This is a genomic window from Flavobacterium sp. UW10123 (assembly GCF_040538975.1).
Lineage (GTDB): Bacteria > Bacteroidota > Bacteroidia > Flavobacteriales > Flavobacteriaceae > Flavobacterium.
In genome coordinates this window covers 149,897-165,041 of the sequence record NZ_JBEWQE010000011.1, presented here as the reverse complement: position 1 = coordinate 165,041, position 15,145 = coordinate 149,897, and the positions used below count along the sequence as shown (strand labels likewise).

Annotated in this window: 15 protein-coding genes; 6 read left to right on the top strand and 9 right to left on the bottom strand. The window is 34.2% G+C overall.

Going from position 1 to position 15,145, the window contains the following annotated elements; translation table 11 throughout:
- Positions 1-108: 108 nt before the first annotated feature.
- From ABXT06_RS14510 to hemN, 5 genes are all read left to right on the top strand, one after another.
- Positions 109-1,737, top strand: coding sequence for an acyl-CoA carboxylase subunit beta (locus tag ABXT06_RS14510; protein WP_354591387.1), 1,629 nt, complete (start codon positions 109-111; stop codon positions 1,735-1,737).
- Positions 1,738-1,860: 123 nt separating this feature from the next.
- On the top strand, positions 1,861-2,283 hold the full coding sequence (locus ABXT06_RS14505; protein WP_260669504.1) for a DoxX family protein: 423 nt from the start codon (positions 1,861-1,863) through the stop codon (positions 2,281-2,283).
- Between the two features lie 99 nt (positions 2,284-2,382).
- Positions 2,383-2,730, top strand: coding sequence for a hypothetical protein (locus ABXT06_RS14500; RefSeq protein WP_354591386.1), 348 nt, complete (start codon positions 2,383-2,385; stop codon positions 2,728-2,730).
- Between the two features lie 106 nt (positions 2,731-2,836).
- Positions 2,837-3,313 carry a hypothetical protein gene (locus ABXT06_RS14495; RefSeq protein ID WP_354591385.1) on the top strand — a complete coding sequence of 159 codons (477 nt, stop codon included), beginning with the start codon at positions 2,837-2,839 and terminating at the stop codon, positions 3,311-3,313.
- Between the two features lie 120 nt (positions 3,314-3,433).
- Positions 3,434-4,798, top strand: a complete 1,365-nt coding sequence (gene hemN / locus ABXT06_RS14490) for an oxygen-independent coproporphyrinogen III oxidase (RefSeq protein WP_354591384.1) — start codon at positions 3,434-3,436, stop codon at positions 4,796-4,798.
- 20 nt (positions 4,799-4,818) lie between these two features.
- On the opposite strand, the gene ABXT06_RS14485 is transcribed toward hemN, so the two are convergent.
- The 8 genes from ABXT06_RS14485 to ABXT06_RS14450 form a co-directional block, all read right to left on the bottom strand.
- Complete coding sequence (locus ABXT06_RS14485) at positions 4,819-5,520, bottom strand: sulfite exporter TauE/SafE family protein (RefSeq protein ID WP_354591383.1); 702 nt, start codon at positions 5,518-5,520, stop codon at positions 4,819-4,821.
- A 7-nt stretch (positions 5,521-5,527) separates the two neighbouring features.
- Positions 5,528-5,977, bottom strand: coding sequence for a FixH family protein (locus ABXT06_RS14480; protein WP_354591382.1), 450 nt, complete (start codon positions 5,975-5,977; stop codon positions 5,528-5,530).
- 12 nt (positions 5,978-5,989) lie between these two features.
- Positions 5,990-7,408, bottom strand: coding sequence for a cytochrome c oxidase accessory protein CcoG (gene ccoG / locus ABXT06_RS14475; protein WP_354591381.1), 1,419 nt, complete (start codon positions 7,406-7,408; stop codon positions 5,990-5,992).
- A gap of 10 nt (positions 7,409-7,418) precedes the next feature.
- The gene (locus ABXT06_RS14470) at positions 7,419-8,357 is read right to left on the bottom strand and encodes a cbb3-type cytochrome c oxidase N-terminal domain-containing protein (protein WP_354591380.1); all 939 of its coding nucleotides are present in this window, start codon (positions 8,355-8,357) and stop codon (positions 7,419-7,421) included.
- 2 nt (positions 8,358-8,359) lie between these two features.
- Positions 8,360-8,554 (bottom strand): CcoQ/FixQ family Cbb3-type cytochrome c oxidase assembly chaperone, encoded by a 195-nt coding sequence (locus ABXT06_RS14465; RefSeq protein WP_111366644.1) that lies wholly within the window; start codon positions 8,552-8,554, stop codon positions 8,360-8,362.
- Between the two features lie 7 nt (positions 8,555-8,561).
- Complete coding sequence (ccoN, locus tag ABXT06_RS14460) at positions 8,562-10,745, bottom strand: cytochrome-c oxidase, cbb3-type subunit I (RefSeq protein ID WP_354591379.1); 2,184 nt, start codon at positions 10,743-10,745, stop codon at positions 8,562-8,564.
- A 2-nt stretch (positions 10,746-10,747) separates the two neighbouring features.
- Positions 10,748-10,939 (bottom strand): cbb3-type cytochrome oxidase assembly protein CcoS, encoded by a 192-nt coding sequence (gene ccoS, locus ABXT06_RS14455; RefSeq protein WP_095930917.1) that lies wholly within the window; start codon positions 10,937-10,939, stop codon positions 10,748-10,750.
- A gap of 115 nt (positions 10,940-11,054) precedes the next feature.
- Positions 11,055-13,442, bottom strand: a complete 2,388-nt coding sequence (locus tag ABXT06_RS14450; protein WP_354591378.1) for a heavy metal translocating P-type ATPase — start codon at positions 13,440-13,442, stop codon at positions 11,055-11,057.
- 202 nt (positions 13,443-13,644) lie between these two features.
- Here ABXT06_RS14450 and ABXT06_RS14445 point away from each other — a divergent pair, with 202 nt between their 5' ends.
- Positions 13,645-14,328: a Crp/Fnr family transcriptional regulator gene (locus ABXT06_RS14445; RefSeq protein ID WP_354591377.1), complete on the top strand. Its 684-nt coding sequence runs from the start codon at positions 13,645-13,647 to the stop codon at positions 14,326-14,328.
- Here ABXT06_RS14445 and mazG read toward each other — a convergent pair.
- Positions 14,325-15,095 carry a nucleoside triphosphate pyrophosphohydrolase gene (gene mazG / locus ABXT06_RS14440; RefSeq protein WP_354591376.1) on the bottom strand — a complete coding sequence of 257 codons (771 nt, stop codon included), beginning with the start codon at positions 15,093-15,095 and terminating at the stop codon, positions 14,325-14,327. The genes ABXT06_RS14445 and mazG overlap by 4 nt on opposite strands.
- Positions 15,096-15,145 lie beyond the last annotated feature (50 nt).

The window sequence follows — 15,145 nt, the reverse complement described above, 5'->3', positions numbered from 1 at the left end:
TTCCATTATTGTTTACTTCAACCTAATTTGAATCCACTGCTTTATTCGTTTTATTTCAATTGATTTTGTAAATTAGCCAACACTATTTTATCAAATCAATACTATATCATGGATTTAAACTTCAATAAAAACGAAGATCACAATAAATTACTTCTTTCTGAATTAAAACAAAAATTTGCCAAAGTAAAATTGGGCGGAGGCGAAAAAAGAATCGAAAAACTGCATTCTGAAGGTAAAATGACCGCTCGCGAAAGAATTACTTATTTATTGGATGAAAATTCTAAAAGTATTGAAATTGGGGGTTTTGCTGGTGAGGGAATGTATCCTGAACATGGAGGATGTCCTTCGGGAGGTGTTGTCGTTAAAATTGGCTATATCAGAGGAAAGCAATGTATAGTAGTTGCCAATGATGCTACAGTAAAAGCCGGAGCTTGGTTTCCCATTACAGGAAAGAAAAATCTTCGAGCGCAAGAAATTGCCATGGAAAACCGACTCCCAATTATTTATCTTGTTGATAGTGCAGGAGTTTATCTGCCAATGCAAGATGAAATTTTTCCAGACAAAGAACATTTCGGACGAATCTTTAGAAACAATGCTCAAATGAGCAGTATGGGAATCACACAAATTGCTGCCGTTATGGGAAGCTGTGTTGCTGGAGGCGCTTACCTACCTATTATGAGCGATGAAGCTCTAATCGTTGATAAAACAGGAAGTATTTTCCTTGCAGGAAGTTATTTAGTAAAAGCCGCTATTGGCGAAACAATCGACAATGAAACTCTTGGCGGAGCAACAACTCACTGCGAAATTTCAGGTGTTACCGATTATAAAGCCAAAGACGATAAAGATGCTTTAGATAAAATCAAAAACATCGTAGATAAAATTGGTGATTTTGATAAAGCAGGCTACAGCAGAATCAAAGCTGAAAAACCTGCCTTAGAACCAAATGAAATCTACGGAATTCTTCCAAAGGCAAGAACCGAACAATATGATATGATGGAAATCATTAAACGTTTGGTCGATAATTCAGAATTTGAAGCCTACAAGGAAGGTTACGGACAATCTCTTATTACAGGTTATGCCAGAATAGATGGTTGGGCAGTTGGAATTGTTGCCAACCAAAGAAAAGTGGTAAAAACCAAAAAGGGCGAAATGCAGTTTGGCGGTGTAATCTATTCTGACAGTGCTGATAAAGCCACTCGTTTTATTGCCAATTGCAATCAGAAAAAGATTCCGCTAGTATTTTTACAAGATGTAACTGGTTTTATGGTCGGTTCAAAATCAGAACATGGCGGAATCATTAAAGACGGTGCCAAAATGGTAAACGCAGTAAGTAATTCTGTTGTGCCTAAATTTACAGTTATTGTTGGAAACTCTTACGGAGCAGGAAATTACGCCATGTGCGGAAAAGCTTATGATCCTAGATTGATATTTGCATGGCCAAGTGCAGAACTTGCCGTTATGGGAGGAACTCAAGCGGCGAAAGTTTTAGCGCAAATTGAAGCTTCTTCGCTTAAAGCGAAAGGAGAAACTGTTGATGAGGCAAAAGAAACCGAATTATTCGATAAAATTAAAGCGCGTTACGATGAGCAAACTTCGCCTTATTATGCTGCATCGAGACTTTGGACAGATGCAATCATCGATCCATTAGAAACTCGCAATTGGATTTCTATTGGAATCGAGGCTGCAAACCACGCTCCTATTCAAAAACCATTCAATTTGGGAGTTATTCAGGTTTAACGGATTTAGGAATTCTCAACAAGACGTTAAATAAAAAGCAAAAAAACTATTTTTCACTGATTAAAAATACACATATCACTAAAAATTAGTAACTTAGTATATAATTTTTAATCACACAACATCATGGAAAATGTAAAAAGTTTGAATAAATGGGCGAATTCGCACACTTATTTACCAGTTGATTTAGTACGTATTGTTTTGGGTGGATTTTTATTTATGAAGGGTGTCTCTTTTGTCACCAATGTTCAATACCTGCATGATTTGATTTCCCCGATTGATAAGTTTGGAGGAGGTATGTTTATGCTGCACTACATTGCTCCAGCTCACATGATTGGTGGTATAATGATTATTTTTGGGCTTTTAACCAGATGGGCTATCGCTGCTCAATTGCCTATTTTATTCGGTGCTGTTCTTGTCAACTCTATGGGAAGAATGCATTCTGAAAGTTTAGTTTTAGCTATAATCGTTTTATTGGTCTGCATATTCTTCCTGTTTTATGGAAGTGGCAAACACTCTGCAGATTATTATTTTAAAATGCAACAATAACCTCTCATAAGTCCTCAATTAAACTGAGGACTTTTTTTTGATTGTTAATTAATTCTATAAAATTTCTTTAATTGCGTTTTATGATTTAAATTCGCCGACATGAATTGGATTCGTAAAACCGTTATTCTTATTATGCTTTTGCTTGCAGGATTGTTTGCCTACCAAGCAGAACAGACTTCTGTACGCGTAATTGAAAGGGAAAAATCTGATTCTAATTTCAGCAAAGACATTCCCGATTCGTCTGCATTTATACAGCCCCAAGGAAGCTATCAGCTTGCGGCAAACATCAAAACAAACCCTACGGGAATAATCAAATGTTTTGACACCCTTTTACCGCTTATCCCACAGCATCAAACCGTTACATCTATTACAGCATATACCAAGCTTTTTACAACTCAAAGTAAAAAGGTTTCGGTCATACTCTATGCTTTCCATTTTTTCTGGTAAATAAATACTTGATTTTTCATTCGAAGATCTACTCTTCAGCACCTACAAACCGTTTTCAAACCGAAAACCGTTTTGCATATCATTTATTTATTACATTAAAAACATCATGGAAACTACTACCACAATAATGGGTATTGTGATTTTAATTATTGTTGCTATCCCAATCTATTTTTCTGCACGTTCATCGGCAGCTAGTAAATCGAGAATTTTAAACATTAAGAAAAGATTCAGTCCAAATCATCCAGAAGATTTTGATTTGACAGAATCGATCAATAATAAAACTTTAACTATTGATCAGAAAAACAACAAATTTATTCTGATGAATTTCAATCCAAATCAGCAAGAGTCAACATATGTCGATCTAAACACCATTGCTTCATGCAAATTAGTCCCATTAACAGACGCAGGTTCAGACACTATTATCAAAATTGATTTTGAATTTCAAGAAAAAGAAACATCTAAAAAAATAATAATTCCATTCTATGATTTTGACGATGACCGCATCAAACAGATTAGCGTCTATCAAGATCATCAGTTTGCAAAAAAATGGCTTACAATCATCCAAGATTCTATATCACGTTAGTTATTTAATTCAGAAAAGAGACTCGATTTTGGGTCTCTTTTTATTTACAAGTTTCATGATATTTGTCATTTTATGTCTTAGCCTAAAGTTTTAATTTTGATGTAAACTAAATCCGTCATTATGAAAATTTCTTTGACTCAAAAGTACAATGTCCCAGGTCCAAGATATACTAGTTATCCGACAGTTCCATACTGGAATGAAGCAGACTTTGCTACAGAAAAATGGATTAAAACTTTAAGGCAATCATTTTCTAAAAGCAATTCAAAAAACGGAATAAGTTTATACATTCACCTGCCTTTCTGTGAAAGCATGTGCACTTTTTGTGGATGCAATAAACGCATTACAAAAAATCACTCAGTAGAAGAAAAATATATCCAAGCAGTTTTGAAAGAATGGAAAATGTATTGTGATTTACTCCCTGAAAAGCCTGTAATCAAAGAAATTCATTTGGGTGGAGGAACACCAACCTTCTTTTCAAAAGAAAATTTAGAATGTCTTATTAACGGAATTTTTGATTATGCTACAAAAGCAGAAAATCATGAATTTAGTTTTGAAGGACATCCCAATAATACTACTTACGACCAACTCAAAAAATTATACGACTTAGGCTTTCGCCGAGTGAGTTTTGGCGTACAAGATTATTCGCCTAAAGTTCAAAAAGCGATTAATAGAATCCAGCCTTTTCATAATGTAGCCAAAGTAACTTTTTGGGCAAAAGAAATTGGTTATACCTCAATCGGTCACGATATTATTTTTGGGCTTCCGTTTCAAACTATCGAAGATGTAGTTGATACAGTTGAAAAAACGAATTCATTAAAACCAGATAGATTGGCATTTTATAGCTATGCACACGTGCCTTGGATAAAAGGAAACGGACAACGCGGTTTTAATGATGAAAATCTGCCAAAAGATGCGGAGAAAAGAAAACTATATGAAATAGGCAAAAAACTTCTTATTCAGAACGGTTATCACGAAATTGGTATGGATCATTTTGCTCTAAAGGATGACAGCTTATATAAAGCGGCTCACAACGGAAATCTACATAGAAATTTCATGGGATATAGCGCTTCTAAAACTCAAGTCATGATTGGTCTAGGTGTTTCTTCAATTAGTGACAGCTGGTATAGTTTTGCACAAAACACCAAAAGCTTAGAGGAGTATTATGAGATTTTAGAATCTAATAATATTCCTGTTGTAAAAGGCCATATTTTAACTGATGAAGATCTTATCATTAGAAAACACATTCTAAATTTAAGTTGCGAATTAGAAACTTCCTGGACTGCAGAATCTCTAAACTTTGCTGAGCTTCCTGAAGTTTTAATTGCTTTGAAAGAAATAGAAAACGATAATTTAATTGTTATTGAAAATAATAAAATCAAAATTACAGAAGAAGGAAGACCTTTTGTACGTAATATTTGTATGGCATTTGATTTACATCTAAAAAGAAAGTCACCGGAAACAAATCTGTTCTCGATGACTGTATAATAAATCTTAAATTATATTTTTTAATGGCAGTTTGGAGTCTGCTGCACAAAAAGACTCATATTTGAAGGAGAAATATAAGGAATCCCTAATCCCAATCCGCGAAGGATAAATAAAACGCCAATTATAACAGCTACATACGGAATTGCTTTTTGGATCTTATTTCTGAAAGGCAATTTCAATAATGAGTTCACATAAACTACAACTGTCATTAGTGGCATAGTTCCAATTCCAAACAAAAGCATATATAGAACTCCAAGACTTGCGCTTTGCATTGCAATTGCTCCAAATAAAGCAACATAAACCATTCCGCAAGGTAAAAAACCGTTTAGAAGACCAATTGTAAAAAGAGATTTGTAACTCTTATTTTTAAACTGGTTTCCGAGATTAGCTTTAACTTTTGAAATGATTTTGTAAACCGGTTTAGAAAAATTGTATTGAGCAAATTTTTTCTCTGGAATTAAAACCACAATAATCATGATTACACCAATAATTATTGACATTTTCTGTTGTAATCCTGCCAAGAAAAAACCTCTACCAAGTAATCCAAAAATTAAACCGATTGTTGAATAAGCTGTTAATCGGCCGAAGTGATAAGTCATAATCTGCGTTGCCTTTTTAGCTTCATTTTGTCTATCTACAGGAAGCATCATAGCAATTGGCCCGCACATTCCAACACAGTGCAGACTGCTGATTAATCCTAAAAAGAAAGCAGAGAATAACATTTTATTTTTAGTTTACGTATATAACTTCTTTAGTGAGATATTTTTTGCCTTCGTACTGCCATTCCATATTCACATCCCAACGTCCTTTTATTAATTTTTTCTGCGGAATAATGATTTCTGAATTGGTTAAAGCAATTTGAGTATTAAAATCAAACTTTTTGTTTGAAGGTCTGTACAATTGAATATTTCCTTTCACTTTATCACTTTCAAATCCTGCAGGGAAAATTACTGCTACACCTTCTCCAGTATATTTGATTGATGGCTTATGCTGTAAATCGTGTGCATTCTGAATTCTTGCCATTTCTTCCTGAAAGTGCGTGTCATGTTTGTAATATTCTTCGACAACCAAATCATTATCGTATTTAGAGTTTGATTGCACTTCAAAAACAAAATATAAAATAAACGTCATAAACAGTGCAAATGCAATGACAATACCAGTTCCCCAATTAAACTTCATAATACTATATTTTTAATTAAAACTTCGTGGTCCTAAGAAATTTGTAGTTGTTGTTTCAAGGAGTTCAGAACCATTATAAACCCCTATCTTTACTTTTGTTTTATCACTTTCCAATAAAACTTCATCAATTTCAATGAATAATGTTCCTTGAGAAATTCCTTCTTTTGCTACTTTAAAATGTCTTTTTCCGACATTTTTAATTTCTCCTTTCTGATCGATTAATTCGAAATGTATATCGTTGTAATCTTTCATTGTTTTGTTTACAATTTTATAAGTGTAAACATTACTGATTTTTTCTCCATTGTGCTGGAACAGCTGGCCAGGCAAACGTAAAACTACTGCCTGTACATCTGTTCTCAAAAACAGCATTCCAACAAAAATACTCAATAAAATGAAGAGAACAGCTGTATATCCTTTCATTCTAGCTGTAAACTTGAAAGGTTCTTTTTTTGCAATTTCATCCTCAGAAGCATATCGAATAAGACCTTTTGGCAAACCTACAGATTCCATGATATGATCGCATTCATCGATGCAAGCTGTACAGTTGGTACATTCCAATTGAGTTCCGTTTCTAATATCAATTCCCATAGGACAAACGTGAACACATTGAAGACAATCAATGCAATCTCCTTTCCCAGTTAATGCTCTATCTTCATTTTTTTTGAATTTTGCACGTCCTTCTTCTTTTTCTCCACGCACAAAATCGTAGGCAACATTTATAGATTTATTATCTAAAAGAACACCTTGCAAACGTCCGTATGGACAAGCAATAATACAAACCTGTTCTCGAAACCATACAAAAACAAAATAGAAAATACTTGTAAATATCAGCAGTGCAATAAAATTGCTTGCTTGTTTAACAGGACCTTGCTCAATCATTAAAAACAAAGTATCGCTTCCTACCAAATAAGCCAAAAAGACATTAGCAATAAGAAAAGAGATAAGGAAGAAAATAGTCCATTTTAAAACTCGCTTTCTAATTTTTTCAGCATTCCATTCCATTCTTGCTAAACGAGACTGAGAACCTCGATCTCCATCAATCCAGTATTCAATACGACGGAAAACCATTTCTAGGAAAATAGTCTGCGGGCAAATCCAGCCGCAAAATATTCTTCCGAAAACAACAGTAAATAATATTATAAATACAACGCCAACAAGCATTGAAATTACGAAGAGGTAAAAATCCTGTGGCCAAAAAGGGAATCCAAAAATATTAAAACGACGTTCCAAGATATTGAACATCATAAACTGATTCCCATTAACCTTAATAAAAGGATTTATGAATAAAATCGCCAATAAAACGTAGCTGACAATTTTTCTATAATCATAAAATTTACCAGACGGCTTTTTAGGAAATATAAATTTTCGTTTCCCACCTTCATCTATTGTTCCAATGGTATCTCTAAAAGCTTCGTCTGGTAAATTTGACATGATATTCTAATTATTTTTTAACTTCTGTGGTATCTTTTGCAGTTGCTGTAGCAGCATCGGTTTTAGGAGCACTATCGTCTACCCAAACCTCTCCTTCTGCTTCTTTTGGATCTTTTGGGTTACTTCCTTGCAAAGACAGAATATAACTGGCAACTTTTTGTATTTCTTTTGGTTTAAGAGTTCCTTTCCAGGCAATCATCCCTTTACCGTCTCTACCTCCATTTGTAATGGTGTGGAATAGATTTTTAATTCCTCCTCCTAAAATCCATTTATCATCTGTAAGGTTTGGTCCAATTTGTCCACCTCCATCGGCACGGTGACATGCAGCACAATTTGTTGTAAAGATTTCTTTTCCTGCTGCTAAACTTGGTTCGTCAGTTAATAAAACAACTGTTTTTTCATCCATCAAATCTGGGGCAGTTTTCATGTATTCTTCAACATCAATTTTTGCCTGTGCCATTTCTTTTTTCAGCTCCATTTCCTGATCATCAGCTCCTAAAACATCATAGCGAACGACATAAATTACTCCGAAAATAATACAGATGTAGAACAGATATACCCACCATGGCGGTAAATTGTTATCCAACTCTTTAATTCCGTCATAATCATGATCCATCAATAAATCGGCTTCTTTTTCAATTGGCTCTGTTTTAGTCAATTTATGCATTAGGTTTTTAAACCAAGTGCTTTCTTTGAAGCTTAAACTTTCTTCAAGTTCTTTCTGCGCTTTTTCTTCTGGCGAAAGTAACTGATACATTACTCGATTTACAGCGCTAAGCGTAATCTCGATGGCAATCAGAATAAACAAAAAGACAAATAAAAAGACTGATACCATTGGATATTTTACAAAAGCTGGCTTATCGCCTGAGTCTATAAAATATTCCATCAAAGCAAATACGATGAAGAAAATCAGCGGTACTCTAACATATACTGGGAAAAACTTTTTCATTTTTATCTATCTTTTGTGATTACAATAAGTCCTTCATCTAAAGGTATATTACTCATTTCTTGAATTTTTTCTTTTCTATAAGAGAACACCCAAATGCCTAATCCTACAAAGAAGAAGAAGAAAATCAAGAGGGAAATAATCGGGTATAATTCTACACCCGATATTGTTTCCATATTGTGTTTTATCTGTTCAAACATAATGCTGTTATTTAGTTTCTTTTACTTTAATATCAGTACCAAGTCTTTGAATGTAAGCGATCAAAGCAACGATTTCTCTTTCGTTCATCGGAATGAATTTCTCGCCTTTTGCGGCAGCTTTTTTACGGCTGTCTTCATAACTCTTAACGAAATCAGGATCGCTTTCTAAGCTTTTTTCAATCTTAACAGCCTGCTCTCTTAAAGTTTTCTGTGCATTTGCTACTTCTTCTGGAGTATATGGTACTCCTAAAGAAATCATTGCCTGCATTTTCTTTTGTGTCAATGAAATGTCCATTGGTTTGTTGTCGAACAACCATTTATAACCTGGCATAATTGATCCTGCAGATGTACTTTGTGGATTCCACATATGGTTAAAGTGCCAGTTGTCATTGTACTTACCACCTACTCTTAATAAGTCTGGCCCAGTACGTTTTGATCCCCATAAGAATGGATGGTCATAAACAAACTCTCCAGCTTTTGACTGAACTCCATAACGCTCTACCTCACTTCTGAATGGACGAACTGATTGTGAGTGACAACCAACGCAACCTTCTCTAATATATAAGTCACGTCCTTCAAGCTCTAACGGTGTATATGGTTTTACACTTGAAATAGTTGGAATATTTGATTTCACCATAATTGTTGGCACAATCTGAATAATACCTCCAATTAAAATTGCGATGGTAGCTAGAATAGTTAACTGAATTGGTTTTCTTTCTAACCATGAGTGGAATTTCTCTCCGCTTAATCTACCGCTTTTTATGGTTTGTAATGCTGGAGCCTGAGCCAATTCATCTTCTATTGTATTACCAGCTTTTACTGTCATAATGATGTTGTAAACCAATGTCAGCATCCCTACTAGATACAAAGTACCGCCAATAGCTCTCATCCAATACATTGGCATAATAGCCGTTACCGTTTCAAGGAAGTTTCCATAAGTTAAAGTACCATCTGGATTAAACTGTTTCCACATTGACGCTTGTTGGAAACCAGCCACGTATAATGGAATTGTATAAACGATAATACCTAAAGTACCAATCCAGAAATGGAAGTTTGCCAGTTTCTTAGAGAACAACTCCGATTTTGTCATTCTTGGAATCAACCAATAAATAATACCAAACGACATGAAACCATTCCAAGCTAAAGCTCCTACGTGTACGTGGGCTACGATCCAGTCAGTATAGTGTGCAATAGCATTTACATTTTTCAATGATAACATCGGACCTTCAAAAGTCGCCATACCGTAACCTGTAATCGCTACTACAAAGAATTTCAGAACTGGTTCTTCACGAACTTTATCCCAAGCTCCTCTTAATGTAAGAAGTCCGTTAATCATACCTCCCCAAGATGGAGCGATTAACATTACTGAGAATGCAACTCCTAAATTCTGAGCCCAGTTTGGCAATGCAGAATATAATAAGTGGTGAGGTCCAGCCCAGATATAAATAAAGATTAAAGACCAAAAGTGAATAATAGATAATCTATATGAATAAACAGGTCTATTTGCAATTTTTGGAACGAAGTAATACATTAATCCCAAGAACGGAGTTGTAAGGAAGAATGCCACCGCATTGTGCCCGTACCACCATTGCACAAGGGCATCCTGAACACCTGCATACACAGAGTAGCTTTTTAAAGCAGAAACCGGAATTTCGATGTTGTTAAAGATATGAAGTACCGCTACCGTTACAAATGTTGCTAAGTAAAACCAGATTGCAACATATAAGTGACGTTCTCTACGACGTAGCATTGTACCAATCATATTGATACCCATAACAACCCAAATTAAAGCAATTGCAATATCAATTGGCCACTCTAGCTCTGCATATTCTTTAGAAGAAGTATAACCTAACGGAAGTGTAATTGCGGCTGCTACTATAATTAACTGCCAACCCCAGAAATGAAGATTACTTAAAAAATCACTAAACATTCTGGCTTTTAGCAATCTTTGCAGCGAGTAATACATACCGGCAAAAAAAGCATTACCCACAAAGGCAAAAATTACTGCATTGGTGTGCAATGGTCTTAATCGGCCGTAACTCAGCCACGAAATCCCATCTGTAATGTTGGGAAAAAGGTACATTACCGCTAAGGTAAGCCCCACTAACATACCAACAACTCCAAAAAGAATTGTGGCATAAATGAATTTTTTTACAATTTTGTTGTCGTAATAAAACTGTTCCATTTCCATAATTATACTTGTTTTTCTTCGATTGGTGAATTATTATTTTGGGAATTAATTTTGGTTTCGTCATCAAAAAGAATTCTGACTGAAGGCGTATAATCATCATCGTACTGTCCAGATTTGACAGCCGCAATAAAGGCAATAAAGAAACAGATTGCCACGAAAATACTTACTGAAATTAAAAGATAAATAACACTCATACCTTAGATTTATATTAACAAAATTACTTCGTTAAGGGCGCATAAAATATGATAATTATCATAGAGAGATAGAATATGTTAAATTTAATAAAATATATTCTTCAATAATTTATAATCATTCTAAATTTCTATTACTGAAATAGTTAGACATAAAAGTCACAAAACTTACAATAGTAATTGTACTCAAAGGCATAATGATCGCAGCAACTAACGGAAGAAGGTTTCCTGTGACTGCAAATGCAAGCCCGACAACGTTGTACAGCAATGATAAGCCAAAACTCATTTTTATAATCGCAATTGCTTTATGAGAAAGCTTTAAAAAGTAATTGAGACGTGAAAATTCTGATGCATCTAAAATGGCATCACAAGCAGGAGAAAAGACATTCACGTTTTCTGATATCGAAATCCCTACGTTGCTTTGCGCCAAAGCTCCTGCATCATTGAGTCCATCGCCTACCATCATTACATTTTGGCCTTTTTCCTGAAGTTTCTTTATATATTCGAGCTTTTGCTCTGGTTTCTGATTGAATATCAATTCGGTACCTTTTGGCAGAATCGCTTCTAGATTCGCTCTTTCACCATCATTGTCACCAGAAAGCACTTTGATTTGATACTCTTTACTCAGATTTGCAAAAAGCTTTTCTAAACCTTCACGATATTGATTTTGGAAAGTATATTTTCCGAAATAAATCTCCCCTATTTTAATGTGTAATGCTGTTTTTTCTATTTCTGAACCATCTGCAACTATATCATTTACAAATTGTCCAGAACCAATTTTTATTTCGTTCCCATCAATAGTAGCCAAAATTCCTTTTCCTGTAATTTCTTGAAACTCTTCTATATTAATACGTTTTGATTCTGGAAGAAAATCATAAAGCATTCGGCTTAAAGGGTGATTTGAACCTCGCAATACATTTTTAACCAATACAATATCTGAATCTGAAATAGGATTTCCTTCATATATTATATTCGATTTTTTATTGGTTGTAATAGTCCCTGTTTTATCAAAAACAATCGTATCAACTTTGGCAAGCTGTTCGATTACAACAGCATTTTTTAAATAGAATTTCTTTTTACCTAAAATTCGCAATATGTTTCCAAAAGTAAATGGAGCAGTTAGAGCCAATGCACATGGGCAAGCTACAATTAATACGGCCGTAAAGACATTAAAAGCGGTATTGGCATCTATAAAAATCCAATAACCAAAACCAGCAAATGCAATGAGCAATAAGATGGGGGTAAAATATCGGCTTATCGCATCTGTTATGGTTTTGTGTTTCTGATCTACTTTTTTCTGAAAAATTTCGTTACTCCATAATTGAGTTAAATAACTTTGAGAAACAGAATGCAAAACTTCCATTTCGATCACTTTTCCAATCTGTTTTCCGCCAGCAAATACCTTATCTCCAGATTTTTTGGTAATCGGTACTGCTTCTCCCGTAACAAAACTATAGTCAATTTCGGCGCTTTCGCTAATTAAAATTCCATCAACAGGAATAAGTTCTTGGTTTCTTATTAATAATCGATCTCCCTTCAGAACATCATAAATCGCTACATTATCTTCAGAAGAATCTTTATTGATTTTGGTAACCGCAATTGGAAAATAGGATTTAAAATCTCTTTCGAAACTTAAAAAACTATAGGTTTTAATCTGAAACATTTTACCAAGAAGCATAAAAAATATCAAACTGGCCAAACTATCAAAAAATCCTGGACCGTGGTCCATCAGCATATCATAAGTACTGCGAATAAACATCACGATAATTCCTAAAGCAATCGGAATATCAATATTGAGCATTCTTGTTTTAATACTGTGATAGGCAGAAACATAATATCCGCTTGCTGAGTATAAAAAAGTTGGCAGTGCTAGAAGAAAAATCAATAATCTGAAAAACGGTTTGTAACTATCGAGCCAGAACTCTTTCATTTCAAAATATTCCGGAAATGAAAGCAGCATGATATTTCCGAAACAGAAAAATGCAACACCCAATTTATAGGTTAAACTTCTGTCGACTTTTGCTTTTGCAGATCCGTAATTTTCTAAACTGATATAAGGTTCATAACCTATAGAGCTTAGGAGATAAACTATTTCTTTTAAAGAAACTGCATCAGAATTAAAGGTAATTCTAACTTTCTTTTCGTGAAAATTAACCTGAGAAGTGCTAATTCCTGGTTGAAGACGGTTTAGATTTTCTAAAATCCAAATACAAGAACTGCAATGGATATGCGGAATATTAAGTGAAACAATTGAAGTGTTTCCTTCTTGAAATTCTAGAATTTTTGCCAATATGGCTTCGTTTTCTAAAAAATCATATTTTCCTTTGATGTCTTGCGGTGTGGCACCTGGAGACTTTTCAAAATCATAATAAGATGTTAGGTCGTTGATGCTGAAAATTTCGTAAACTGTTTTACAGCCTGTGCAACAAAACTTTTTATCATCAAAATCAATTTCTTCATTTTGTTCAATAGTTAAACCACAATGAAAACAACTTTGCTCCCTCATAAACTTGTTTTTATTTGCCACAAATTTCCAATTAAAGCACAATTATTAAGATGATAATTGTCATGTTATTTTGAAATTGGATTCCTAAATTTATAAAATAAAAAGCTTAAAAAAGAACTAACCCTAATTTATAATAAATTTACCTTATAAAGGTGGTTAAAACCCTCAAATATCCTTACTTTTGCAGCAAACAAATATTGTCATGAATAAATGTGATCAATGCATTGTACGCCAGTTAAGCTCATTAAAAGCCCTTAACAAAGAAGAAGTAATTAAGTTAGCAAGTAGTAAAACGACTTACAAAATAAAAAAAGGTGATGCTCTTTTTGAAGAAGGCGAAGTAACCAATGGAGTTTTCTGTGTAAAAGACGGTGTTGGAAAACTTTCAAAACTGAGCGCAAACGGAAAAGACCAAATTGTAAAATTGGTAAAATCTGGCGAACTTCTTGGACAGCGTTCTATGATTAGCAATGAGCCTGCAAATTTGACTGCAAAAGCGATTGCCGACATGGAAGTTTGTTTTATTCCTAAAGCTGAAATCATCAATTTCTTTAATAATAACAATCAGTTTTCTTTAAATATGATGCAGTCTGTCTGCGAAGATTTAAAGGAATCTGAGAACGAAAAAATTGCATTAGTTCAAAAAACAGTTAAGCAGAGACTTGCAGAAACTTTACTGCACTTACATGATGAATTTGGTGAAGATGCTGACAAAACACTAAGAGTACAGCTAACAAGAGAAGAACTTGCCGGCATTATTGGTACTGCTACAGAAAGCTGTATCCGTCTATTATCTGATTTTAATAAATTAGGATTAATAGAATTGGTTGGTAAAAAAATCATGCTTAAAGATGTTCGCGCTTTAAAGAAATTGGCCGACAACTAAAGTTTTTTCGCCTCGTTCCAGAAAACATCCATCTCTGTAAGCGTCATGTCCATTAATATTTTTCCTAATTCGTTTGCTTTACTTTCTAGGTATTGAAAACGTTTTATAAACTTTTTATTGGTTCTTTCTAAAGCATCTTCTGGATTTACATTCAAAAATCGAGCGTAATTAATCATAGAAAACAAAACATCTCCGAATTCATCTTCAATTTTGTCTTGGTTTCCAGATTTTACTTCGTCTTGCAATTCTTGTAATTCTTCTTGCACCTTATCCCAAACCTGATGAGGTTCTTCCCAATCAAAGCCCACGCCTTTTACTTTATCTTGAATTCGGCTTGCTTTAACCATTGCAGGAAGACTTCTTGGAACACCTTCTAAAACAGATTTCTTACCTTCTTTTAGTTTTAGCTTTTCCCAATTTTGCTTTACTTCCTCTTCATTTTCTACTTTTACATCTCCATAAATATGAGGATGGCGGTGAATGAGTTTGTCACAGATTTCATTAGATACATCAGCAATATCAAAATCGTTAGTCTCGCTACCTATTTTAGCATAGAAAACAATATGAAGCAACAAATCTCCCAATTCTTTTTTAACTTCATTTAAATCATTATCCAAAATAGCATCGCCAAGCTCATAAGTTTCTTCAATTGTCAAATGTCGCAACGTTTGCAATGTCTGCTTTTTATCCCACGGACATTGCTCACGAAGTTCATCCATGATATTTAATAATCTCTCAAATGCTTTTAACTGGTTTTCTCTGTTCATTTTGAAGTTTCTTTTGATTTAAACTCGATTCTGTAAAATTAAAAAATCCT

Coding starts and splice junctions, on each gene's coding strand:
- ABXT06_RS14510 (WP_354591387.1), top strand. CDS start 109: ATGGATTTAAACTTCAATAAAAACGAAGATCACAATAAATTACTTCTT.
- ABXT06_RS14505 (WP_260669504.1), top strand. CDS start 1,861: ATGGAAAATGTAAAAAGTTTGAATAAATGGGCGAATTCGCACACTTAT.
- ABXT06_RS14500 (WP_354591386.1), top strand. CDS start 2,383: ATGAATTGGATTCGTAAAACCGTTATTCTTATTATGCTTTTGCTTGCA.
- ABXT06_RS14495 (WP_354591385.1), top strand. CDS start 2,837: ATGGAAACTACTACCACAATAATGGGTATTGTGATTTTAATTATTGTT.
- hemN (WP_354591384.1), top strand. CDS start 3,434: ATGAAAATTTCTTTGACTCAAAAGTACAATGTCCCAGGTCCAAGATAT.
- ABXT06_RS14485 (WP_354591383.1), bottom strand. CDS start 5,520: ATGTTATTCTCTGCTTTCTTTTTAGGATTAATCAGCAGTCTGCACTGT.
- ABXT06_RS14480 (WP_354591382.1), bottom strand. CDS start 5,977: ATGAAGTTTAATTGGGGAACTGGTATTGTCATTGCATTTGCACTGTTT.
- ccoG (WP_354591381.1), bottom strand. CDS start 7,408: ATGTCAAATTTACCAGACGAAGCTTTTAGAGATACCATTGGAACAATA.
- ABXT06_RS14470 (WP_354591380.1), bottom strand. CDS start 8,357: ATGAAAAAGTTTTTCCCAGTATATGTTAGAGTACCGCTGATTTTCTTC.
- ABXT06_RS14465 (WP_111366644.1), bottom strand. CDS start 8,554: ATGTTTGAACAGATAAAACACAATATGGAAACAATATCGGGTGTAGAA.
- ccoN (WP_354591379.1), bottom strand. CDS start 10,745: ATGGAAATGGAACAGTTTTATTACGACAACAAAATTGTAAAAAAATTC.
- ccoS (WP_095930917.1), bottom strand. CDS start 10,939: ATGAGTGTTATTTATCTTTTAATTTCAGTAAGTATTTTCGTGGCAATC.
- ABXT06_RS14450 (WP_354591378.1), bottom strand. CDS start 13,442: ATGAGGGAGCAAAGTTGTTTTCATTGTGGTTTAACTATTGAACAAAAT.
- ABXT06_RS14445 (WP_354591377.1), top strand. CDS start 13,645: ATGAATAAATGTGATCAATGCATTGTACGCCAGTTAAGCTCATTAAAA.
- mazG (WP_354591376.1), bottom strand. CDS start 15,095: ATGAACAGAGAAAACCAGTTAAAAGCATTTGAGAGATTATTAAATATC.